A 23,381-nucleotide genomic window follows, 5' to 3' on the forward strand; every position below is an offset into this window, starting at 1 on the left:
TCACGCCAGGCAGCGGAAAAGCAGCGCAGGATCGCGTTGCGGATCGATCCGTAGCGTGAGGCCGCCCCATTCCACGGCGTGCCGCTCGCCGGTGAGCAGATTCTCGACCGCCACGACCGGGCGGCGCTCGCCGCCGACCTCGACCTGGGTGTCGCCGAGCGGAAACCAGAATTCATGGAAATCGCGCGACAGCGCGATCGCGACGGCCACGACGTTGGTCAGGTCCGTTGAGTATTTGACGAAGCCGGTCACGTTGGGATCCTGGATATCCACGAAGCGAAGATTGCTCGTCTGCTGAAGCGCCGGATTGTTGCGGCGGGCCTGATTGATCTCGCGGATATAAGGCTTGATATTGCCCGGTCTGTCCCAGTCGCGGACCTTGATCTCGTATTTTTCGGAATCGAGATACTCCTCCTTGCCGGGGATCGGCGCGTGTTCGATCAGCTCGAAGCCGTTATAGATGCCATAGGTCGATGACAGCATCGCGGCGAGCGCAAGGCGGGATTTGAACATCCACGGCTCGCCGCCCTGCAGATGGTAGGGGAGGATGTCCGGGGTATTGACGAAGAAATTCGGGCGGTAGAAATCACGCTCCGGATAGCCTGTCAGTTCGCGCAAGTATTCCTCGATCTCCCACTTCTGCGTCCGCCAGGTGAAGTAGGTGTAGGACTGGCTGAAGCCGAGTTTGGCGAGCCCCTTCATCAGCTTCGGCCGGGTGAAGGCCTCGGCGAGAAACAGCACGTCGGGGTGAGCGAGCTGAACCTCGTGGATCAGCCATTCCCAGAACCGCAGCGGCTTGGTGTGCGGGTTGTCCACCCGAAAGATCTTCACGCCGTGGTCGACCCAGAACAGGATCACGTCGCGCAGCGCATTCCACAGCGAGCCGGCGTCCTCGCAGGTGAAATCCGGATTGACGATGTCCTCGTATTTCTTCGGCGGGTTCTCGGCGTATTTCATCGAGCCGTCGGGACGGCGCTTGAACCAGTCCGGATGCTGCTTCAGCCACGGGTGATCCGGCGAGCATTGCACCGCGATGTCGAGCGCGATCTCGACGTTCACCAGCTTGCAGGCTTCGACCAGCGCGTGGAAATCGTCGAGCGTGCCGAGCTCGGGATGCACCGCGTCGTGGCCGCCTTCCTCAGCACCGATCGCATAGGGGCTGCCCGGATCGCCGGGGTCGGCCTTCAGCGAGTTGTTGCGGCCTTTGCGATTGACGCGGCCGATCGGGTGGATCGGCGTGAAATACAGCACATCGAAGCCCATCGCCGCGATGTCCGGCAACCTTGCGATGCAGTCGCGGAAGGTGCCGTGCTGGCCGGGCACCGTGCTCTGGCTGCGCGGCACCATCTCGTACCACGCTCCGCAGCGGGCGCGTTCGCGGTCGATCATCAGCGGCAGCAGCGCGGAGCGGGTGACGTCCGGCCGCGCCTGGCTTTCGGCCATCGCGTCGCGCAATTCGGGGGTGAGCAAAGGCGCCACGTCGCCGGTCTGCAGATAGTCCTCGCATTGCCGCTGAATAACGGTCAGCGCTTCGTGCCCGCCGTTCAGAGCTTTGGTCAGCATCCCGGCGCCTTCCAGCGCGTCGAGTGCGACGTCTTGCCCCGCCTTCTGCTTCAGCTCGATGCCGTGCCGCCAGGTCGCGAATTCGTCGGTCCACGCTTCGATCGCATAGACATATCGTCCAATATGATCGGGCACGAAGGAGGCGGTCCAGCGATCGTTGACGACGTGACGCATCGGGACGCGCTGCCAATCCTGATCCTGCTCGCGCCGCCAGACCAGCGCCGCAGCGATCACCTCGTGACCGTCGCGATACACGTCCGCCCAGATCTCGATGGGCTCGCCGACAACCCGCTTGACGGGAAATCGGCCGCTGTCGATGATCGGGAAGATATCTTCAATTTGGAAAGCGCCGCCAGCCGAGACGGTCTGGAATGCTTGAGTCGATCTGTTCACGTGATGCGATAGGACCGTAGCCCTATTTCCCTGGAAGTCGAACAACGCCCGGTCGTCTCGTAACAAAGCCTCAGGAACGGCAAAGTTCCCGGAACTCACTCTACGCAATCGCGTTGCAGACGACTATCCTCTTCGGAATTGGCGGATTCGCCGCGCACCCCGCGCGGCGACGCAGACAGCGTGCCTGATGGATTTATTGACCAAAGCTGCAGAACTCGGAATTCAAACCGAATTCTTCGATGGGCAGGGGCAGCGCCACGTCACTCCGCCCGACGCCCTCAAGATCGTTCTCGATGCGATGCCGGTGCGGTCGACGCATCGATTGCTCGACCGGATCGCCGTTGTTCGGGCCGGGGAAGAGGCTGCTGCAGATCTGAGCGATGCAGCGGTCTTGCCGGTGGCGTGGAAAATTGTCGCAGGCGACGCCTGCGTGGCGGAAGGGACGACCCAGCAGCGCCGCGTCACCTGGCCGTCGCATTTGCCGGTCGGCAGCTATCGTCTGCATCTTTCAGACGCGGGCGGTCACACTGAGGAGGCGCCGCTCCTGGTGACGCCGCCCACCGCCTTTCGCGGCGAGTTCGATCGCTCCTGGATCATCGCGGTGCAACTCTACGGACTGCGCTCCGCGCGCAATTGGGGCATCGGCGACTTCACCGATCTGGCGCGATTGATCGAGATTGCGGCCGGATGGGGCGCAGGCGGCATCGGCCTCAATCCGTTGCATGCGCTGTTCGACGATCGGCCGGGCGACTGCAGTCCGTATTCGCCCAACAGCCGCATGTTTCTCAACCCGCTGTATATCGATGTCGAGCGACTGCCCGAATTCAAACTCGCCGATCTGCCGGGCGCCGCGGACGCGCTCGCGCCGCTGCGCGACGCGGAACTGATCGACTATCCGAAATCGGCCGATCTCAAATGGCGTGCGCTACGGATGGCTCACGCGGCGTTTCGCGCCGCGCCGGCGCCGGATCGACGCGCCGCGTTCGAGGCCTTTCGCCGCGAGCGCGCTCCGCTGCTGACCCGGTTCGCCTGCTTCGAGGCGCTGAGGCATCGGTTCGCCAAGCCGTGGTGGGAATGGCCGGATGAATGGCAGCATCCCGACGATGTCCGTTGCGCCCGCTTGCGTGACGGTGCCGACGGCGCCGAGATCGAATTCATCGAATACGTCCAATGGTGCGCCGACGATCAGTTGCGCGCCTGCCACGACCTCGCTGCCGCGCGCGGCATGGATGTCGGGCTTTATCTCGACGTTGCGGTCGGCGTGCAGAGCGACGGCTTCGACGCCTGGAACGAGCAGGTCGCGATCTCCCGGCATCTGTCGGTCGGCGCGCCGCCGGACCAGTTGAACTCGGCCGGGCAAAACTGGGGCCTCGCGGGCTTCAACGCCGCGGGGCTCGAACTCACCGGCTTTGCGTCGTTCCGCGAGATGCTGCGCGCCTCGATGCGCTATGCCGGCGCGATCCGGCTCGATCATGTTCTCGGCTTGAACCGGCTGTATCTGGTGCCGCACGGCTACGCCGCCGACAGCGGCGTGTATGTGCAGATGCCGTTCGAAGCGCTGCTGGCGGTCACCGCGCAGGAGAGTGTCGCCAATCGCTGCGTGGTGATCGGCGAGGATCTCGGCACGGTGCCGGAAGGCTTCCGCGAGCGCCTGGCGGCGTGGGGCGTGTGGTCGTATCGCGTGATGATGTTCGAGCGCGACTTCCATCAGGGGTGGTTCTTCGGCGTCGATCATTATCTGCCGGAGGCGCTGGTGACCTTCAACACCCACGACCTCGCGACCTATTCGGGCTGGCGCGCCTCGACAGACCTGCAGTTCAAGCATTCGGTGGGGATCGATCCCGGCGAGAGCGACGATGCCAGGCGATACGCCTTCGCGATGCTCGGCGACGTGCTGCGGCAGCAGGGCATCGAACAGGAGGATATCTATGCGGTGCTCACCTTCCTGGCGCGAACCCGGTCGCGACTGCTGGCGATCTCGCTCGAAGATCTGCTCGGCGTGATCGATCAGCCCAACGTGCCCGGCACCGTGTTCCAGCATCCGAACTGGCGCCGTCGCCTGCCGCGCGCGCTGGACGAGATCGCGTCGGCGATCAATCAGCAGGCGCTGTCCGCCGCGACGCGGGAGCGCCGGTCCGCGGTGACATCCGTTGCCGGGTAGGATCGAAGACTATGCGCTGATCGGCGATTGCGAAACCTCGGCACTGGTCGGTCGCAATGGATCGATCGACTGGCTGTGCTGGCCGTCGTTCGATTCCGACGCCTGCTTCGCAGCTTTATTGGGCGATGAAAATCACGGCCACTGGCAGATCGGCCCGTCGCAGGAGCTCAGGACGACGACGCGGCGCTATCGCGGCGACAGTCTGATCCTCGAGACGCAATTCGAGACCGACACCGGAACCGTCACGCTGATCGATTTCATGCCGATCCGCGGCAAGGCGTCGGACATCGTGCGCCTGGTCCGCGGCGACGCCGGAAAAGTCGAGATGCGCATGCATCTGGTGCTGCGCTTCGGCTTCGGCGTCAACATTCCGTGGGTCAAGCGCGGCGAGAAGCCGGGTGAATTGCTGGCGATCTGCGGTCCGGACATGACGGTGCTGCGCTCGCCCGTGCGCACCCACGGCGAAGGCCTGACGACGGTCGCTGAATTCGTGGTGAGCGAAGGCGACACGGTGCCGTTCGTGATGACCTACGGCGCGTCGCACCTGCCGTTGCCCGGCACGATCGATCCGATCGCCGCACTGCGCGACACCGAGGAGTTCTGGTCGGACTGGACCGGCCAATGCACGTACACCGGCGAGTATCGCGATTTGGTGATGCGGTCGCTGATCACGCTGAAGGCGCTGACCTTCGCGCCCACCGGCGGCATCGTCGCGGCGCCGACGACGTCGCTGCCGGAGCAACTGGGCGGCGCGCGCAATTGGGACTATCGGTTCTGCTGGCTGCGCGATGCGACCTTCACGCTGTTCGCGCTGATGAACAACGGCTACACCGCGGAGGCTGCGGCCTGGCACGGCTGGCTGCTGCGCGCAGCCGCCGGCGCGCCGGCCAAATTGCAGATCATGTACTCGATCGACGGCCATCGCCGGCTGCTGGAATGGCAGGCCGACTGGCTCCCCGGCTACGAGGGGGCGCAGCCGGTGCGGATCGGCAATGCGGCCCACGCGCAACTGCAGCTCGACGTCTACGGCGAGCTGATCGACGCCTTCCACCAATGGCGGATGGCTGGGATCGAACTCGACGGCGATTCCTGGGCGATGGAATGCGCCGTACTCAAGCATCTGTCGACGATCTGGAGTCAGCCGGACAGCGGCATCTGGGAGCGCCGCGGCCCGGCCAAACATTACGTCTTCTCGAAGGTGATGACCTGGGTCGCTTTCGATCGCGGCATCAAAAGCGCGGAAAAATTCGGCCTCAAGGCGCCGCTGGCGGCATGGCGCGCGCTGCGCGACGAGATTCATCGCGACGTCTGCGCCAAGGGCTTCGATGCGAAACAGAATGCCTTCGTCGATCACTACGGCGCCGACGTGCTGGACGCCAGCGTGCTGTTGATCCCCGCGGTCGGCTTCCTGCCGCCGGACGACCCGCGCGTGCGCGGCACGGTCGCGGCGATCGAGGCCCACATGATTCATGATGGATTCGTGCTGCGCCACGATCCGCGCGAAACCCCCGACGAACCGCTTCCGGTCGAAGGCGCGTTCCTCGCCTGCAGCCTGTGGCTGGCCGACGCCTATGTGTTCGACGGCAGGATCGACCAAGCCAAGGTGCTGTTCGATCGCGTCGTCGGCATCGCCAACGACGTCGGCCTTCTCGCCGAGGAATATGATTCCGTTGCCGGCCGGCAGACGGGCAATTTCCCGCAGGCGCTCACTCACATCGCGCTGATCATCACCGCCAATAATCTCAGCGCGGCGAAGGCCGCAACCGGCAAGCCGGCGGTGCAGCGCTCGAAATAGGCGCCCGCCCTCACATCTGCGCGTTGCGGGCGAGGATGAAGTCGATCGCCGCCGCGAAGCCGGCGTCGTCGTTCGTGGCGGTGACGTGCGACGCGAGCCGCTTGACGTCGTCGGTGGCGTTGCCCATCGCGATCGGAAGGCCCGACACGCGAAACATCGCCAGATCGTTCTGCATGTCGCCGAGCGTGGCGATCGCGTCCGTCGCGATCCCGAGCCGCCTCGCCATCGCCTGCACGAAGGTGCCCTTGCTCTGACCGGGTGGGGTGACGTCGAGGTAGTAGTCCTGCGAGCGGATCGCCAGCGCGGCGTCGCCGAGCGCCGCCTGCAATTCCTGTTCGCAGCGCGCCACCAGCGCGAAATCCGGACTGGCGCCGACGATCTTGCAGGCCTTGTCGGCCAGCGGCGCGAAGTCGTCGAGCCGGGTCGGATCGAACCGGATGGTGCGCTGCTCGTGCGGCACGTATTTGCCGTCGTCGCGGCGGATGTACCAATTGTCGTTGGTGAAGAGCCAGGCGTCGATGCCGTAGCGCTCGAGCAGATCGAGGCTGGTCTTCACCGCCGCCGCGGGAATGAGGTGCTGCTCGATCACCGCGAGCGACGGCTCAACGATCGAACTGCCGTTGAACGGCCCGAGCGGCAGCGTGATGCCGAGCGGATCGCTGAACATCCGCATCCCGACCGGCGGCCGGCTCGACGTCAGCGTGAAGCCGAGGCCGGCCTGCCGCAGCTTCGCCACCGCGGCGCGGGTCTGGTCGGTGAGGCGCTTGTCGGATGTCAGCAGCGTGCCGTCGACATCGGAGATCACCAGTGCGATGCGGCTCATCGGTTCAAGGCCTGTTGCTGAGGGAGTTGGACGACGATGGCGTCGACGATTTGCGCGACCGACGCGTCGATGGTCACCGTGATGGCGCGCTCGTCGGGGGTGGGCTTCTCGAGCGTCGCGAACTGGCTGTCGAGCAGCCCCGCCGGCATGAAATGATCCTTGCGTGCCGCCATCCGCTGCGCGATTAGCTCGCGGCTGCCGTCGAGATAGACGATGCGGACGTCGTTGCGGCCGTGCACGAGGATATCGCGATACGCCCGCTTCAGCGCCGAGCAGCCGAACACGGCATGGTCGCCGCTGTCGGCGATCCGATCGATGTCCGCCGCGATCGCGCGCAGCCACGGCCATCGATCGTCGTCGGTCAGCGGCTGGCCGGCGCTCATCTTCGCGACATTGCCCGGAGGATGGAAGTCGTCGCCGTCCTGATAGGCCCAGCCGAGCCGCTCGGCGAGCCGTTCGCCGATGGTGCTCTTGCCGGAGCCGGACACGCCCATCACGATCAGGACGCGGGCTCGGGGATCGTCAGCGCTCACGAACGGTCTCCGGCAGCGCGTCCTCGGTGATCAGCCACACCGTCTCGCCGTTGGATCGGGCGCGGCTGGCCGGCAGATCGGCGCCCGCGAAGATGCGGCCGACGATCTCCCGCTTGGCCGCGCCGTGGACGAGGAACAGCATCTCGCTACACGACGCCAGCGCCGGAAAGGTGAGGGTGACGCGCGGCACGAACGGCGCGACATGCGCCGTGTCGACCCCAGCGGCCCAGCGATCGGTCACCTCGAGCTGCGGCCAGCCGGGAAACAGCGACGCGGTGTGGCCGTCCGGGCCGACGCCGCCGAGCACCAGATCGAACAGCGGCCGCTTGGGATCCAGCGTTGCCGCGCCGTAGAACGCCTGCAAGTCGCGCGCGTAGCGCTGCGCGGCCTCGTCCGGGGTGGCGCTGTCGTGCGCCGGAATGGCGTGGATGTTCTGCGGCGGCGCGCGGCCGTCGAGCAGCACGCGCTTGATCGCGCCCATGTTGCTTAGCGGGCTATCGAACGGCACGAAGCGTTCGTCGCTGATGAACCAGTGCACGCGCGGCCATGGAATCCGATCGGCGAATTCGCCCGCGAGCAGTTCGAACATCCGCTGCGGCCCGGAGCCGCCGGTCAGGCAGATCGCCGGGCGCTCGTGATGCAGCGCGATGCGGGCGATCAGCCGCTGCGCCGCGACCCGCGCCAGCGCTTCGGCATCGGCAGCGGTGACGATCTGGCGATGATCGCCGACCTTCATCTGGCCGAGCCGCGCCAGTTGCGGCCGTCGCGGGCGAGCAGGGTTTCGGCGTCCTGCGGGCCTTCGCTGCCGGCTTCGTAGGTCTGAAGCCCGTTGGCGCCCGCCCTCTCCCAGGCATCGAGGAACGGCTGCACCGCGCGCCAGCCGGCCTCGACGCCGTCGGCGCGCTGGAACAGGATGTTGTCGCCGATCATGCAGTCGTGCAGCAGCGTCTCGTAGCCGTTGCTCGGCGCGACCTTGAAGTAATCCTTGTAGCGGAAGCTCATCTCGACGCCGTCGATCGCGATCGTCGGGCCGGGAATCTTGGTGTTGAACTGCAGTGAAATGCCTTCGACCGGCTCGATCCCGATCACCAGATAGTTCTGCGACAATTGCTCCACCGGCGTGCAGCGGAACATCGCGAACGGCGCCTGCTTGAACTTGATCGCGACCTCGGTACGCTTGGCGCCGAGCGCCTTGCCGGTGCGCAGATAGAACGGCACGCCGGCCCAGCGCCAGTTGTCGATCGTCAGCTTCAGCGCCGCATAGGTTTCGGTGGTGCTGCCTGGCGCGACATCCTTGACGCTGCGATAATCAGGGATCTCGGTGTCGCCGACCTTGCCGGCGATGTATTGTGCGCGGACCGAATTGCGCAGCGCTTCCTCTTCGTTCTGCACCTGAATCGCGGTGAGCACTTCGGCCTTGGCCGAGCGCACCGAATGCGCGTTGAAATGCGCCGGCGGCTCCATCGCCACCAGCGACAGCAACTGGAACAGATGGTTCGGCACCATGTCGCGTAGCGCGCCGGTCTTGTCGTAGAAGCTGCCGCGATGGCCGACGCCAAGCTTTTCGTCGACGGTGATCTGGATGTGGTCGATATGATCCCTGTTCCAGATCGGCTCGAACATGCCGTTGGAAAAACGTAGCACCAGGATGTTCTGCACCGTCTCTTTGCCGAGATAATGATCGATCCGGTACAGATCGTGTTCGGCGACGATGCCGAGCAGATGGTCGTTCAGCGCTTTGGCGGAGGCGAGGTCGGTGCCGAACGGCTTCTCGACGATCAACCGGCGCCACGCCTGATCATTGCCCTGCAGCAGGCCGGCACGACCGAGTTCGGTCGCGATCGGCGCGAAGGCATCGGGCGGTGTCGCCAGATAGAACAGCCGGTTGCCGCCGGTGTTGCGATTGGCCTCGAGCTTTTCCAGCCGCTCGCGCAGCCGGTCGAACGAGGGCGGGTCGGACGGATCGGCGCTGACCGCCGTCACGCAGTACAGCAGCTTGTCGGCGACATCCTCGTTCACCGGCCGCGTCGCGAATTTACGCAGGCCGTGCATCAGGCTGGCGCGCAGGTCCTCGCTCGACATCTCCGAGCGAGTGATGCCGACCACGCAGAATTTCTCCGGCAGCAGATCGGCTTCGGCGAGATTGTACAACGCCGGAACCACCAGGCGGTGAGTGAGGTCGCCGGTGACGCCGAAGATGACGAAGGCGCAGCCGTCCGGAACCTGTGGATTCGCCTGAGTGGTCACGCGCGCTCCGCTTTCGGCTTGAGGATTTCCGGCGCGGCCTGATGCGCGGCGTCCGGGTGCTGTTGCGGCTCCTTGTGCCCGCCGAATCCCGCGCGCATCGCCGACAGGATCTTCTCCGCGAAGGTGTGCTGCTTGCGCGAGCGGAAGCGCGCATACAGCGCCGAGGTCAGCACTTCGGCGGGCACGGCTTCCTCGATTGCCGCGTTGATGGTCCAGCGGCCCTCGCCGGAATCCTCGACGAAGCCGGAGTAAGTGTCGAGCTCGCCGTTGCGCGCGAGCGCGGAGGCGGTGAGGTCGAGCAGCCAGGACGGGATCACGCTGCCGCGCCGCCACACTTCGGCGATGTCGGCGATGTCGAGATCGAACCGGTGCTCGCTCGGCAGCGCGTCGATATTGGCGTTCTTGAGAATGTCGAAGCCTTCGGCATAGGCCTGCATCAGGCCGTATTCGATGCCGTTGTGCACCATTTTGACGAAGTGCCCGGCGCCGACCGGGCCGGCATGGATGTAGCCCTGCTCGACGCGCGGGTCGCGGTCGTCGCGGCCCGGCGTGCGCGGGATGTCGCCGATCCCCGGGGCGAGCGTGGCGAAGATCGGATCGAGCCGGTCGAAGACCGGTTTGTCGCCGCCGATCATCATGCAATAGCCGCGCTCATAGCCCCAGATGCCGCCGGAGGTGCCGACGTCGACGTAGCTGATGCTGTTTTCCTCGAGCGTTTTGGCGCGGCGGATGTCGTCCTGCCAGAAGGTGTTGCCGCCATCGATGATCACATCACCCGGCGCCAGCAGCTTGCCCAGCGCTTCGATGGTGGTCTCGGTGATGTGGCCGGCCGGCAGCATCACCCACACCGCGCGCGGCGCGTCGAGCTTGCGGACCAGATCTTCCAGGCCCTGGGCGCCCGTCGCGCCTTCGCGCGTCAGGGCGTCGACCGCTTGGGGGTCCCGATCATACACCACGGCGTGGTGGCCATCTTTCATCAGGCGGCGAACGATGTTGCCGCCCATTCGTCCGAGGCCGACCATGCCGAGCTGCATGAAGGATCTCCTATGTGTCCGGGCTCCGCTTGAATGCGGAGCCTCGTTGTCGTCGTTCAGTCGTTAGTTCAGTGCGTCGCGGATCGCCTTATCCAGCGACTTCAGTCCGGCCCCGAGGTCGCCCTTGAGATGGACGCGGAGCGCGCGACGGCCACGTTCCGTGAGCACGTCGAAATCGCCGCGGGCCTGCGCAGCCTTGATCACGCCGAAGCTCGCGCTCTGGCCCGGGACGGCGAGATCGTTCGCATCGTCGGCGGTGATCTGCAGGAACACGCCGCTGTCCGGCCCGCCCTTGTAGGCCTGGCCGGTGGAGTGCAGGAAGCGCGGGCCGAATTCGGCGCAGGTCGCCAGATGCCTGGCGTCGCGCACCGCGAGGCGCATCGACTGCAGCGTGTCGATATGCGCCGCATTGCGTTCGATATAGGCCAGCAGCGCCACATAGTCGCCGCTCTGCGTGCGGGCGAGATGCGCCTTGATCCACGAATCCAGCGTGCCGTCGGCCCCGGCCTTGCGTAGCGCCGCGACGTTGGACTCGTCGGTGTAGAGATCGGCGTCCGCCGTCGTCAGAGCCGGCTTCTCGGGCGGAAGGACGCCGGAGGTCTCGAACGCCGCGGTCAGTTCGCGGGTCTTGATCTTGGCGGATTCGACGTCCGGCTGGTTGAACGGATTGATGCCGAGGATCGCACCGGCCACCGCGGTGGCGAGTTCGAAGCGGAAGAACTCCTGGCCGATCGCGTCGGCTGATTTCAGCACGATCCGCACCACCGGATGGCCGGCGTCCTCCAGTGCTGCGAGCTTGGCGTCGTGCGCGGCGTCGCTCTCGCCGTCGGTGCGCAGATCGATGAACAGCCGGTCGTTGCCGTAAGTCGACGGCGCGGCCAGCGGCTCGCCGTCGATCGGAATCAGGCCCTTGCCGTCCTTGCCGGTCGATTCCGCGATCAGTTGCTCGGCCCAGGCGCCGAAATCGGCGATCGCCTTCGACGACGTGATGGTCACCTTGTCGCGGCCTTCCAGCCCGGCGCAGCCCATCGCGAGGCCGAGCTGCACGCCCGGGTTTTCCTGCGGCGGCACGTCAGGCCCGCAGGAGCGGACCATCGCCATTGTCAGGTCGAGCAGTTGGCCGAGATCGATGCCGGCCGCGGCGGCCGGCACCATGCCGAACGGTGACAGCACCGAATAGCGACCGCCGATGGTCGGATCGCCATGGAAGATGCGGGCGAACTTCGCTTCGGTCGCGACCTTTTCCATCGACGAGCCGGGATCGGTGACGGCGACGAAATGCTGTCCGGCCTTGTCGGCGCCGACGGTCTCGCCGACGCGGGCGAAGAAGTAATCCTTCATCACGTTGGGCTCGGTGGTGCCGCCGGATTTCGACGACACGATGAACAGCGTCGTTCCGAGCGTGACGCTGTGCTCCAGCGTGCGCACCTGCGCCGGATCGGTGGAGTCGAGCACATGCAGCTTCGGGAAGCCCGGCTGCTGCGCGAAGGTGTGGGCGAGCACTTCGGGACCGAGGCTCGATCCGCCCATGCCGAGCACGACGGCGTCGGTGAAGCCGCGCGCCTTCACCCATTTGGCGAATTCGGTGTAGTCGGCGAGCTTCGCCTTCTCCGCCGCGGCCGAAGTCAGCCAGCCGAGCCATTTGTCTTCGTCGGTGCCGGTCCACACCGATTTATCACGATCCCACAGCCGACGGATCTTGCCGGTGTTGCGCCAGTCCTCGCCATGCTCCTTGACGGATTTGGCGAGATCGTCGGCGAGTGCGAGCTTCTGGGTGTCGATGCCGCCGGCAAGCACGGTTTCGCGCTTGAACGCCACCGCGCCGAGCAGCTTGTCGAACGAATCCGCGAACAACTGCACTGCTTCGGTGACCAGCCTGTCGGTGATCGCATCGAGCGAGACGCCGACATTGGCGAGATCCTTCAGCGCCGCGCGGGCGTCGTCGACGTGTTCTTCCAGGCTGGCGCGCGGCTTGCCGTGATCGCGGAAGGCGTCGAGCGTCGCCGGCGGCACGGTATTGACGGTGTCGGGGCCGATCAGCTCCTCGATATAGACGACGTCGCTGTAGGCTTTGTTCTTGGTGCCGGTCGATGCCCACAGCAGTCGCTGCGGCTTGGCGCCACAAACCTGCAGCTTCTTCCAGCGGTCGCCGGAGAACAGCCGCTTGTAGTCCTGATAAGCGATCTTGGCGTTGGCGATCGCGATCTTGCCCTTCAGCTTCTCCAGCCGGGCCTTCTCGGCCGGATCGTTGGCGGTGGCGATCTTGTCGTCGAGTTCCTTGTCGACCGCGCTGTCGATCCGGCTGACGAAGAAGCTGGCGACGCTGGCGACGTGTGACGGGTCGCCGCCGTTCGCGATCAGCGCTTCGAGCCCGGAGAGATAGGCCTCCGCGACCTCGACATAGACCTTCTGCGAGAACAGCAGCGTGACGTTGACGCTGATGCCCTTGGAAATCAGCTGCTTGATCGCGGGCAGGCCCTGCCGTGTGGCAGGGACCTTGACCATCAAATTCTCGCGCTTCACCGCGGCCCACAGTCGCTCGGCTTCGACGATCGTCGCCTTGGTGTCGAGCGCCAGATAGGGCGAGACCTCGAGGCTGACGAAGCCGTCGCGGCCTTCGAGCTTGTCGTAGGTCGGGCGCAGCACATCGGCTGCGTGCTGAATGTCCTCGACCGCGACCGCCTCGTACAATTCGCCGACCGAACGGTCGCCCTGCGCGAGAGCGGCGCCGATCGCGCCGTCATATTCGTCCGAGGAGCCGATCGCCTTTTCGAAGATCGATGGGTTGGAGGTGACACCCTTCACGCCGTCGGCGTCGATCAGCTTCGTCAGGTCGCCCTTGGCGATAAAGCCGCGGGCCAAGAAATCCAGCCAGATTGCCTGGCCGTGTTGTTCGAGCGCTTTGACGGGGTTCATGTGCCTGGTCTGTTCATTCTGTGCGGATGAGGCCTCGCGGGCATTTCCGTCCGGGAGCGGAGGCTTGTCAACTCATCCTCAGTGTCAGCTTGCTCGGTGCCGGCTTGCGTGCGCCTGCCAGTGTGTCAGCCGATCCCGCTGAGGGTAAAATACGTTTGAAATGCCAAACGGTTCCGGGCCGATGTCTATCGCAATCATGTGATGCTGGAATTACAGCACCGTCCGGGTCAGTCGCCGAGATCGCTTTTCGACAGGTCCCACAGCAGTTTGTAGATTCCGGCGCTGACCACCGCCGATCCGTTTTCCACGATGCTCCGCTCGAAACCGGCCGTTGCAGTTCGCACGGCGTCGACGCCGGTGCCGTCGATCAGGACGAACCAGTCCAACGCCCCGGGACTGACCACGCCGGGCGGGTCGGTCAGCGGCCTCGACAAGGCCGGATCGTTTTCCAGAAGATGCATCGAAATGAGGCCGTCGAACGGCAGCGGATCGAGTCGCTCGGCGATGGCCGCGCGCAACGTCGCCTCGCTGCCGAGAGCGGGCCTGATCCGGACCAGGCCGAGCACGGCGCCGCGACCCTGGCCGCGGCTCGCGGTGATCCGCGCCACGCCGCGGATCATGTTCTGGAATTTGGCGATATTGCGGTTCGACCATTCGGTCTGATTGGCGAGCGCCGCGCGATAGGCCGGGCTGCTCAGCACGTCGAACGTCCGGGTCGAATACAGGCCGAGATATTTCGGCGAGGCGTCGTGCGCGACGTAGCGCCGGGCTTCGAGAAAGCCGTCGATCGCGACGCGCTCGGCGATGTGTTCGCGGTCGTACCAGCGATTGAAGTCGGCCTCGTCGGCCGGATCGACGTCCATTGAGGTCAGCAGCATTCCCTGTCCGGCGAGCGGCATCCGCCAATGTCCTTTACGTTGTTATCCTGCCTGCGACGTCGTCGATCGCGGCGATCACCGCGTCGCGAATCCCCGGGTCGTACAGAAGATGCCCGGCGGCATCGACGATGCGGAGCTCGGCGTCCGGCCACGCCGCGATCAGCCGATGCGCGGTGGCGGGCGGGCACAGCAGATCGTAACGACCCTGCACAATGATGCCGGGAATGCCGGCGAGCGCGCGCGCTCCCTGCAGCAACTGATCGGGGCGCATGAAGCAGTCATGCGCGAAGTAGTGCGCTTCCATGAACGGTGTCGACGGCATCGGCCGGCTGTTGTTCTTGTCGAAGACCTCGAGGCGATGTCGCTTCGGTGCGATCTGCGACATGATCGATTCGGTTTCGCCCCAGGCCCGCGCCGCGGGGCCATGCACCGCCGGGTCTGGATCGAGGATTCGGCGCCAATAGGCGTCGAGCGGCGCCGCGCGCTCGGCCTCCGGCAGCATGCCCAGAAAATCAGCAGACAGTTCCGGATAGAAACGCGGCAGGGTGGACAGAAACGCCTCCTCGAGCTCGGCGCGGGTACCGAGGAAGGTCGCGCGCAGCACGATGCCGCTGACGCGTTGCGGATGTGCCTGCGTATAGGCCAGCGCCAGCGTCGCCCCCCACGAGCCGCCGACCACAAGCCAACGTTCGATCCCGAGCGTGGTGCGGATCGACTCCATATCGGCGATCAGATGCGGCAGTGTGTTCGCCTCACGCCCGCCTTTCGGCCGGCTGCGGCCGGCGCCGCGCTGATCGAACAGCACGGCGTGAAACCGCCGCGGATCGAACAGCCTCCGGTGGTCCGGCTGACAACCGCTTCCCGGGCCGCCATGCAGATAGACCGCGGGAAGACCGTCGGCGTTACCGTTGGTTTCGACATAGATTTCATGGCCGTCGCCGACCGCGAGCATTCGAGAGCTGAGCGGCGCTGCGGCCTTGGTGCTGTCGTCGGACCGGATCTCGGATTTTGCGTCGGGTGCCATCACGTTTCGTTACAGGGAAACCTTCACCGATGCGAGCAGCCGATGAAGCGTCATGCGGGAGACAGGGTTGCGCATCGCGCAACTTGCCCTCACCTTTGCGGAGGACAAGACGGAAGCCATGGATGCCGAGATATTTCTTCAATACACGGATCGGTGAGGAACTGATCCCAGACCCGGAAGGCGAGGATCTGCGCGATGCGGATCACGCCTGGCAAGTCGCGCGCGCGACGATCAAGGAAATCGTCAAGACCGAGGCCGCTCAGGTCGATCTGATCCGCGCCAGCCTCGAAGTCACCGACGAGGACGGCGACGTCGTGCTGGATTTTCCGTTCAGCGAAGCGCTGATCGATATGCCGCCCTTGCCGCGGAACAGGCATTGATGCGGGTGGATTCACGGTAGCGCCGCATCGGGGGCCGCGCTATCACGTCATTGTCAACCGAGGGGAACATGCAGGAAATCTGGCGATTGTCCGCGGCCGACCTGGCCGCATTGATCCGTGCCCGCAAGGTGTCTGCGCGCGAAGCAGCACAGGCGGCGCTGGATCGGCTCGATTCCGTCAATCCGGCGATCAATGCGGTGATCGACCATCGCCCCGACGTGACGCTGGCGCAAGCCGACGCGGTCGACGCCGCGCTTCAGCGCGGCGACGACGCTGGTCTGCTGGCCGGCGTGCCGGTCACGGTCAAGGTCAATGTCGATCAGCAAGGCTTCGCCACGACCAACGGTCTGACGCAGCAACGCGACCTGATCGCTGCGTCCAACAATCCGGTGGTCGACAATCTGCGCAAGGCCGGCGCCGTGATCGTCGGTCGCACCAATACGCCGGCGTTCTCCTATCGCTGGTTCACGTCGAACAAACTCCACGGCGAAACGCTGAACCCGCGCGATTCCTCGATCACGCCGGGCGGCTCGTCGGGCGGCGCCGGCGCGGCGGTCGCGGCCGGCATCGGCCATATCGCGCACGGCACCGATATCGCGGGCTCGGTCCGCTATCCCGCCTATGCCTGCGGCGTTCACGGCCTGCGGCCGACGCTCGGGCGGATCGCCGCCTACAATGCCTCGTCGCCGGAGCGTCCGATCTGTCCGCAGATCAGCGCGGTGTCGGGCCCCTTGGCGCGGACGATCGGCGATCTGCGGATCGCGCTCGCGGTGATGTCGCAGCCGGACGCGCGCGATCCGTGGTGGGTGCCGGCGCCGCTGGACGGCCCGCCGATGCCGAAGCGCGCCGCGCTGTGCATCGCGCCCGATGGACTCGAGGTCGTCCCCGAGGTGCGCGACGCGGTGGTCGACGCCGCGCGCCGGCTGGAGCAGGCCGGCTGGAGCGTCGAGGAATTGCCGAACACGCCGCCGCTGCGTGAGGCTGCCGATCTGCAGGCGCGGCTGTGGCTCGGCGACGGCTATCAGGCGATGCTCGCGGCCGCCGAGCGCGAGGGCGACGAGGGCGCGCTGGCCTGCCTCAACGGCAATCGCGACCGGGAAATTCCCGATGCTGCGGCATTCTCCAAACTCCTGGTGCGCAGGGCGACGCTGACGCGCGACTGGCAGCTTTTCTTCGAGCGCTACGCGGTGCTGCTGATGCCGGTGTCGGGCGAATTGCCGTTTCCGCAGCGGCTGGATCTGAAGGACGAAGCCTCGTTCAAGCGGGTGTGGGCGGCGCAGATGCCCCAGGTCGGCATCCCGTTCATGGGTCTGCCCGGACTGACGGTTGCGACCGGGCTGGTCGGCCGGGTACCGGTCGGCGTGCAACTGGTCGCCGGCCGCTATCGCGAAGATCTGTGCCTGCTCGCCGGCGAGGCGATCGAGGCCGGCGGCACGCCGGCGTCGCCGATCGATCCGGTGCGGTAGGGCGGCGACGATGGCGTCGATTTATGATTTTTCGGCCAGGACGCTTGCGGGCGAAGAGCTGCCGCTGAAGCGGTTCGAGGGGCAGGTGCTGCTGATCGTCAACACCGCCAGTGCCTGCGGATTCACGCCGCAATACAAGGGCCTCGAAGCACTACAGCAGAAATACGGCGCGCGCGGATTTTCGGTGCTCGGCTTCCCCTGCAACCAGTTCGGCGCGCAGGAATCCGGCAGCGAGGCGCAGATCGCGCAATTCTGCTCGACCCATTACGGCGTCAGTTTCCCGATGTTCGCCAAGATCGACGTCAATGGCGCGCAGGCGCATCCGCTGTACACATTTCTCAAGGACGAGAAGGGCGGGTTGCTCGGCTCGGCGATCAAATGGAATTTCACCAAATTTCTGGTCGATCGGTCCGGCCATGTGATATCGCGGCACGCGCCGACGACCACGCCGGAGTCGCTCGCAAAGGATATCGAGACCTTGCTATGACCGATAAAACCACGACCGCTGCGCCTGCTATCGAATTCCCGGACCGTCTCTCGATCGAGCCGAACAGCCCGTACTACAATGAAGCGATCCTCGAACTCGACGTTGGTATCCGCTTCAAGGGGCAGGAAAAGACCAACGTCATCGAATATTGCATCAGCGAGGGTTGGGTCCGCGTCGCGGCCGGAACGGCGAAGGACCGCTTCGGCAATCAGCTCGCGATCAAGGTGCACGGCCCGGTCGAGCCCTATATCCGTCCGCGTAGCTGACGCACTGAACGCGTGACGCGCCGGTGAGATTTGTTACTGATCGCGTCTTGATGACTGTGCTGCGACAATCTTGTGCTGTTTTGGCCGCAAAGCTGCGGCATTTGCGCAACTTTGCGATGGTCAATTGAAGGTTCGGGCCGGAGCCTGCCGATTGGGCTTGCGGCCGCGCGTCGTTCCCGGCAGCATCCGGCCGAATTCGTTTGTTCTCCGCCCGTCAGACTTCGTGTCACGACTGCATTTGCAGGAGGATAGCTGGTGTCGATCGCCGAGAGCCGGCCGAAGCGGCGTTTTCAACTGCTGCTGATCAAGCCGTCGCACTATGGCGAGGACGGCTACGTGATCCGCTGGTGGCGCGCCACGATCCCCTCGAATTCGCTGGCCAGCGTCTACGGCATCGCCCAGGAAAGCGCTGCGCGCCAGGTGCTCGGCCCTGATGTCGAGATCGACATCGAGGCAATGGACGAGTTCAACACCAGGATCGATATTCCGAAGCTGTTGAAACGGCTCGCCGCGCACGGCAATTTCGGCATGGTCGGCCTGATCGGCGTGCAGTCGAACCAGTATCCACGCGCGCTCGACATCGCGAAGCCGTTCCGGGACGCCGGCATTCCGGTCGCGATCGGCGGTTTTCACGTCTCGGGTTGTTTGTCGATGCTGGACGGCAAGGCGGTCGATCTCGACGCCTGCCGCGACCTCGGCGTGTCGATCTTCGCCGGGGAGGCGGAGGGCCGGATCGATCTGCTGCTGCAGGATGCGGCGAAGGGCCGATTGCAGCCGCTGTACAACTACCTCGACGATCTGCCCGGCATCGAAGGCACGCCGGTGCCGTTTCTGCCGATCGCCAACGTCAAGCGTACGCTCGGCCTGTCGACCTCGTTCGATGCCGGCCGCGGCTGCCCGTATCAATGTTCGTTCTGTACGATCATCAATGTGCAGGGACGCAAGTCGCGCTACCGATCGGCCGACGATGTCGAGGCGCTGGTGCGCGCCAACTGGCAGCAGGGCGTCTCCAAGTTCTTCATCACCGACGACAATTTCGCCCGCAACAAGGATTGGGAGGCGATCCTCGACCGGCTGATCTGGCTGAAGGAAGAGCAAGGCATCCCGCTCGGCCTGATGATCCAGGTCGACACGCTGTGCCACAAGATCCCGAACTTCGTCGAGAAATCCAAGCGCGCCGGCGTCACCCGCGTCTTTCTCGGCCTCGAAAGCATCAACCCGGAGAATCTGCTGCAGGCCAAGAAGCGGCAGAACAAGATCACCGAATATCGCGCGATGCTGCTGGCCTGGCGGGCCCAGGGCGTGATCACGCTGGCGGGCTACATCCTCGGCTTTCCGGCCGACACGCCGCAGAGCATCCTCGCCGATCTCGATATCATCAAGCGCGAATTGCCGATCGACATTCTGGAGTTCTTCTGCCTGACGCCGCTGCCGGGCTCGGAAGATCATCAGACGCTGTGGAAGGCCGGGATCGCGATGGATGCCGACCTCAACAAATACGATATCGAACACGTCTGCACCGCCCATCCGAAGATGTCGCGGCAGGCGTGGGAAGATATCTATCAGCAGGCCTGGCGGCACTATTACGAACCTGCACATATCGAGACGCTGCTGCGCCGCGCCGCAAAGAGCGGGATCAAGCTCGGCAGCATGGTCAAGCTGCTGCTGATCTTCTCGCTGGCGGTGTCGCTGGAGAATGTTCATCCGTTGCAGAGCGGTATCTTCCGACTGCGGCATCCGTCGGAACGGCGGCCCGGCCTGCCGGCCGAACATGGGCTATTGTTCTGGCCGCGGCTCGCGCTCGAACTGGCGCGCAAGAGCGGCGTGGTCCTGTCGACCGCGTTCGGGCTGAGCAAGGTCGCCTACCGGGTGGCGCGCGACCCGATGCGTCATGACTACACCGATGCGGCGCTGACGCCGGTATCGGACGACGACGAGACCGAACTCGAGATGTTCACCCAAACCACCGCTGCAAAACAGGCGGTGGCGCACCGGAACAAGGTGCTGAGCCTGACCCGCGGCGCGGCGTAGCGCGGACCGTGGGCTGCGCCCGCAGCCAAGCGTCTGGCCCTAATTCACGATCGCGGTGCGACGGCGGCGAGCGGCGCAGCGCATTCCCGGCCATGTCCAGAACGCGCGCTGATCTGCCACGTCCCCCTGTGCGACGAAATCACCCTGAAACAATCGATCGTTAAGCACGGGCTCGTTTCGGCTCGGCCTGATGCCTGCGGCCCGAGCTGCGACGGGTATTCTGGAGCAAATGATGGCGAACGCCACGCTGACGATCAGCAGCAGGAACTACTCATCCTGGTCACTGCGAGGCTGGCTTCTCACCAAATTCGCAGGGCTCGATTTCGACGAGATCGTCGTTCCGCCGGATGACGCCGCGGCGCGGGCCGAGATCCTGCTGTTGTCGTCCTCGATGCTGGTGCCTTGCCTGCGCCACGACGGCGCGGAGATCTGGGATACGCTGGCGATTGCGGAGTATCTCAATGAGGTCAGGCCCGATGCCGGATTGCTGCCGGCGGAGCGGATCGCGCGGGCGCATTGCCGCTCGATCTGCGGCGAGATTCATTCCGGCTTCACCACGCTGCGCGCCTCGCTGCCGGTCAATCTGAAGGGACATTTTCCCGGTTTCAAGATTTGGCCGCGCGCGCAGGCCGATATCGACCGGGTCTGCACCATCTGGCGCGGCTGCCTGAGCCGATCCGGTGGACCGTTCCTGTTCGGCGCGCGGACAATGGCGGACGCGATGTACGCGCCGGTGGTGACGCGGTTCGTCACCTACGACGTCGCACTCGAGCCGGCGCTTGGGGCTTACGCGGGGACGATCATGGAGATGCCGGAGATGCGCGAATGGATCGCGGCCGCGCAGCAGGAGCCGGCCGAGATCGAAGAACTCGCGGTTTCACAGTGAACGTGGTCCGGCAAATGTTAACGTTTGGGCGCTTGCAGCGGTGGTAAGGTAGGGAGGTCGCCATAGATGTCGTGCCCCTGCACGCAGCCTCGCCGAGATCTGGGGCGTGAACGCGCTGATCCCCCGATTCGCAGTGATTCGTCGGCGTTTCGTTCCGTCACTGTTCCAGATCTTAAGATCAGTCAGGGAAACTGTCTCAACACGGGACAATTATCCTGCGCGGCCGTCGGAGACCGCGGCGGCTGCGAAACGCAGCGAAGAGTTCCCATGGCCGCACTGCTGTTAACGATTTGGAGAGCCGGCCGCGTCGGGCGCGCGCGTCGGCCGTGGGATGTTGTGGGCCGACGAGCGAAGCGTGCCCAGATCTGGGGCGTGAACGGTCGGAACGGGCGACTCGCAGTGATTCGGCCATGATCCGTTCCGGCCGCGTTCCAAACGTTAAGACGGGTCAGTAATCCTGTCGCAAACCGGCACAGCGCGTCCGTCCGGCGCCTGGGCTTCAGCCTTTCAGGCCTCGCGCCTTGGCGGCCAGGCTGCGGCGGAAGGCGCGGTCGCGCTTCAGATGCCATTCGCGGCTCATCGCCTCGCGGCGGCTGGTGAAGCGCTCGCTGTGGATCAGCACCCAACGTCGGCCGCGGGTCGATCGCGCGCCTGTGCCGGCGTTGTGCTGCGACAATCGGCGGTCGAGATCGAGCGTCCAGCCGACATAGGTCAGATAGCGGTTCGGGCCGGCACAGCCGAGCACATAGACGAAGCACTCTTCGACGCCTGGGTCCTGCATCGGGCGAAACTTGCACGCAGCGGTGAGTCCGGCAATCCGCCGCGGCCTCGGCGCGTTGACAGCCGCGTGCCGAACCCGCTTGCTGGTTCGATCAAGGATGGAGATCAGGATGACCCGCCGAACGATGACGATGGCGATGCTGATGACGCTCGGTTGCGGCGGCGTGGCGGCGGCGCAGGACGTGCCCGGCATCGAGATCTGCACCGCCGAGAAGACCATGGAGCGCCGCACCAGTTGTCTGCAGAGCAACGTCGAGTTCCTGCACAGATCCCTCGACAAGACGCGGCGCGATCAGCAGCAGAGGCTCGACGCCGCCAATCGTCAGATCGAGGCGCTAAAATCGGCGCTGGCCGAGATGCAGACGACGCTGACCGCGTTACGGGCCGCGCCGAAGCAGCCCGAGCCCGCAGCCGCGGCGGCCAAGGACTCGGCCCCGGCCAAGAACGCCGCGCCGAAGCCCGATGCGAAGTAGTGCGCAACGTGCGCGCGTTTCCATTCTGCGGAATTACGAAGTGCCGCGCGGGTTGGCAATGCGCGCCGACATGACCTAACATCCCCGTCAATCAGCAGCGCGTGCGCGACCTCGTCCGCCCTGCGATAATAACAACCATCGGGAGGAACCATGTCCGACATCCGCGTGCTCGCCACCGACCTGGCGTTTCCCGAAGGCCCGGTGGTGATGCCCGACGGCTCGGTGGTGCTGGTGGAAATCCGCGCGCAGCAGCTCACGCGGATCTGGCCCGACGGCCGCAAGGAGGTGGTCGCCAGGGTGCCGGGCGGTCCCAACGGCGCGGCGCTCGGCCCCGACGGCAAGATGTACATCTGCAACAATGGCGGGTTCGGCTGGTTTCCCTCGCGCGGCACGATGATGCCCGGCGCGCCCGAGCCGCACGAATATATCGGCGGCTCGATCCAGCGGATCGATCTGGTCAGCGGCAGGGTCGAGACGCTGTTCGACAAATGCGGCGAGCATCCGCTGAAAGGGCCGAACGATCTGGTGTTCGACAGGCATGGCGGGCTGTGGTTCACGGACCTCGGCAAGCGCCGCGCCCGCGACATGGATGTCGGCGCGGCCTACTACATCAAGCCCGGCATGACCGAGATCACCGAACAGGTGTTCGGCACCCTGCCGCTGAACGGCATCGGCCTGTCGCCCGATGAGGCCACGATGTACGCCGCCGAGACGCCGACGGCGCGGCTGTGGGCCTTCGACATCGTGTCGCCCGGCGAGGTCAAGCCGCGCGACGTGATCTATCGTGGCGAGAAGGGCAAGCCGATCGCCGGGCTCGGCGGCTACCAGATGTTCGACTCGCTCGCGGTCGAAGCCAACGGCAATGTCTGCGTCGCGACGCTGGTGTCGGGCTGCATTTCGGTGATCGCGCCGGACGGCACGCTGGTCGAGCAGGTGCCGACCGGCGACCGCGTCACCACCAACATCGCGTTCGGCGGCCCCGAGCTGAAGACTGCCTACATCACGCTGTCAGGCAAGGGCGAACTGATCGCGATGGACTGGCCGCGGCCTGGTCTGCCGCTGAACTTCCTGAACAAGTAGTCACGCCGTCGAGGGGACAAACCGGGCGGCGGCGCGCCGGGGCTTTGGCCTGAGGTAAGCCTATTGTTTCAGCAAATCGCTCCTGAATTCACCGTCGATGACCGGGACAAGCCCGGCCCTCGCGGAGTAAGGGAGAGCGGAAAAAGTCCACCAAGGAAAATGGCA

At 65.4% G+C, this 23,381-nt stretch carries 20 protein-coding genes; 10 read left to right on the forward strand and 10 right to left on the reverse strand.

The window, feature by feature from the left end:
• Positions 1-1,956 carry an alpha-1,4-glucan--maltose-1-phosphate maltosyltransferase gene (locus RPB_RS09480; protein WP_041798144.1) on the reverse strand — a complete coding sequence of 652 codons (1,956 nt, stop codon included), beginning with the start codon at positions 1,954-1,956 and terminating at the stop codon, positions 1-3.
• Positions 1,957-2,143: 187 nt separating this feature from the next.
• Here RPB_RS09480 and malQ point away from each other — a divergent pair, with 187 nt between their 5' ends.
• Both malQ and RPB_RS09490 read left to right on the forward strand, forming a co-directional pair.
• Positions 2,144-4,117: a 4-alpha-glucanotransferase gene (gene malQ / locus RPB_RS09485; protein WP_011440781.1), complete on the forward strand. Its 1,974-nt coding sequence runs from the start codon at positions 2,144-2,146 to the stop codon at positions 4,115-4,117.
• Complete coding sequence (locus RPB_RS09490; RefSeq protein WP_011440782.1) at positions 4,107-5,912, forward strand: glycoside hydrolase family 15 protein; 1,806 nt, start codon at positions 4,107-4,109, stop codon at positions 5,910-5,912. Before malQ ends, RPB_RS09490 begins: the two co-directional genes overlap by 11 nt.
• 10 nt (positions 5,913-5,922) lie before the next feature.
• Here the strand turns inward: RPB_RS09490 and RPB_RS09495 are convergent, their stop codons facing one another.
• From RPB_RS09495 to pip, 8 genes are all read right to left on the reverse strand, one after another.
• Positions 5,923-6,735, reverse strand: coding sequence for a Cof-type HAD-IIB family hydrolase (locus tag RPB_RS09495; protein WP_011440783.1), 813 nt, complete (start codon positions 6,733-6,735; stop codon positions 5,923-5,925).
• Positions 6,732-7,229, reverse strand: coding sequence for a gluconokinase (locus RPB_RS09500; protein WP_049824669.1), 498 nt, complete (start codon positions 7,227-7,229; stop codon positions 6,732-6,734). Before RPB_RS09500 ends, RPB_RS09495 begins: the two co-directional genes overlap by 4 nt.
• Before the next feature lie 28 nt (positions 7,230-7,257).
• Positions 7,258-8,004, reverse strand: a complete 747-nt coding sequence (pgl, locus tag RPB_RS09505; RefSeq protein WP_011440785.1) for a 6-phosphogluconolactonase — start codon at positions 8,002-8,004, stop codon at positions 7,258-7,260.
• Positions 8,001-9,515 (reverse strand): glucose-6-phosphate dehydrogenase, encoded by a 1,515-nt coding sequence (gene zwf, locus RPB_RS09510; protein ID WP_011440786.1) that lies wholly within the window; start codon positions 9,513-9,515, stop codon positions 8,001-8,003. The genes pgl and zwf overlap by 4 nt, the downstream gene beginning before the upstream one ends.
• Complete coding sequence (gene gnd / locus RPB_RS09515; RefSeq protein WP_011440787.1) at positions 9,512-10,549, reverse strand: phosphogluconate dehydrogenase (NAD(+)-dependent, decarboxylating); 1,038 nt, start codon at positions 10,547-10,549, stop codon at positions 9,512-9,514. Before gnd ends, zwf begins: the two co-directional genes overlap by 4 nt.
• Before the next feature lie 63 nt (positions 10,550-10,612).
• Entirely contained in the window at positions 10,613-13,465 is a 2,853-nt protein-coding gene (locus RPB_RS09520) for a bifunctional transaldolase/phosoglucose isomerase (RefSeq protein ID WP_011440788.1), read from the reverse strand.
• A 227-nt stretch (positions 13,466-13,692) separates the two neighbouring features.
• Positions 13,693-14,364, reverse strand: a complete 672-nt coding sequence (locus RPB_RS09525) for a DUF4286 family protein (RefSeq protein ID WP_011440789.1) — start codon at positions 14,362-14,364, stop codon at positions 13,693-13,695.
• A gap of 13 nt (positions 14,365-14,377) precedes the next feature.
• Positions 14,378-15,367, reverse strand: a complete 990-nt coding sequence (gene pip / locus RPB_RS09530; protein ID WP_011440790.1) for a prolyl aminopeptidase — start codon at positions 15,365-15,367, stop codon at positions 14,378-14,380.
• A 122-nt stretch (positions 15,368-15,489) separates the two neighbouring features.
• On the opposite strand from pip, the gene RPB_RS09535 reads away from it, so the two are divergent.
• From RPB_RS09535 to RPB_RS09560, 6 genes are all read left to right on the forward strand, one after another.
• Complete coding sequence (locus RPB_RS09535) at positions 15,490-15,747, forward strand: DUF6894 family protein (protein WP_011440791.1); 258 nt, start codon at positions 15,490-15,492, stop codon at positions 15,745-15,747.
• 68 nt (positions 15,748-15,815) lie between these two features.
• Positions 15,816-17,213 carry an amidase family protein gene (locus tag RPB_RS09540; protein WP_011440792.1) on the forward strand — a complete coding sequence of 466 codons (1,398 nt, stop codon included), beginning with the start codon at positions 15,816-15,818 and terminating at the stop codon, positions 17,211-17,213.
• 10 nt (positions 17,214-17,223) lie between these two features.
• Complete coding sequence (locus RPB_RS09545) at positions 17,224-17,700, forward strand: glutathione peroxidase (protein WP_011440793.1); 477 nt, start codon at positions 17,224-17,226, stop codon at positions 17,698-17,700.
• The gene (locus RPB_RS09550) at positions 17,697-17,966 is read left to right on the forward strand and encodes a DUF3297 family protein (protein WP_011440794.1); all 270 of its coding nucleotides are present in this window, start codon (positions 17,697-17,699) and stop codon (positions 17,964-17,966) included. Before RPB_RS09545 ends, RPB_RS09550 begins: the two co-directional genes overlap by 4 nt.
• A 255-nt stretch (positions 17,967-18,221) precedes the next feature.
• The gene (locus RPB_RS09555; protein ID WP_011440795.1) at positions 18,222-19,997 is read left to right on the forward strand and encodes a B12-binding domain-containing radical SAM protein; all 1,776 of its coding nucleotides are present in this window, start codon (positions 18,222-18,224) and stop codon (positions 19,995-19,997) included.
• Between the two features lie 232 nt (positions 19,998-20,229).
• On the forward strand, positions 20,230-20,883 hold the full coding sequence (locus RPB_RS09560; RefSeq protein ID WP_041798652.1) for a glutathione S-transferase family protein: 654 nt from the start codon (positions 20,230-20,232) through the stop codon (positions 20,881-20,883).
• 499 nt (positions 20,884-21,382) lie between these two features.
• On the opposite strand, the gene RPB_RS09565 is transcribed toward RPB_RS09560, so the two are convergent.
• Positions 21,383-21,664 carry a GIY-YIG nuclease family protein gene (locus tag RPB_RS09565; RefSeq protein WP_011440797.1) on the reverse strand — a complete coding sequence of 94 codons (282 nt, stop codon included), beginning with the start codon at positions 21,662-21,664 and terminating at the stop codon, positions 21,383-21,385.
• A gap of 109 nt (positions 21,665-21,773) precedes the next feature.
• Here RPB_RS09565 and RPB_RS09570 point away from each other — a divergent pair, with 109 nt between their 5' ends.
• Together RPB_RS09570 and RPB_RS09575 are read left to right on the forward strand one after the other, a co-directional pair.
• On the forward strand, positions 21,774-22,136 hold the full coding sequence (locus tag RPB_RS09570; protein WP_011440798.1) for a hypothetical protein: 363 nt from the start codon (positions 21,774-21,776) through the stop codon (positions 22,134-22,136).
• Positions 22,137-22,286: 150 nt separating this feature from the next.
• On the forward strand, positions 22,287-23,216 hold the full coding sequence (locus RPB_RS09575) for an SMP-30/gluconolactonase/LRE family protein (RefSeq protein ID WP_011440799.1): 930 nt from the start codon (positions 22,287-22,289) through the stop codon (positions 23,214-23,216).
• The last annotated feature ends 165 nt before the right edge of the window (positions 23,217-23,381 follow it).

The sequence above is a fragment of the Rhodopseudomonas palustris HaA2 genome, from assembly GCF_000013365.1.
GTDB lineage: Bacteria > Pseudomonadota > Alphaproteobacteria > Rhizobiales > Xanthobacteraceae > Rhodopseudomonas > Rhodopseudomonas palustris_J.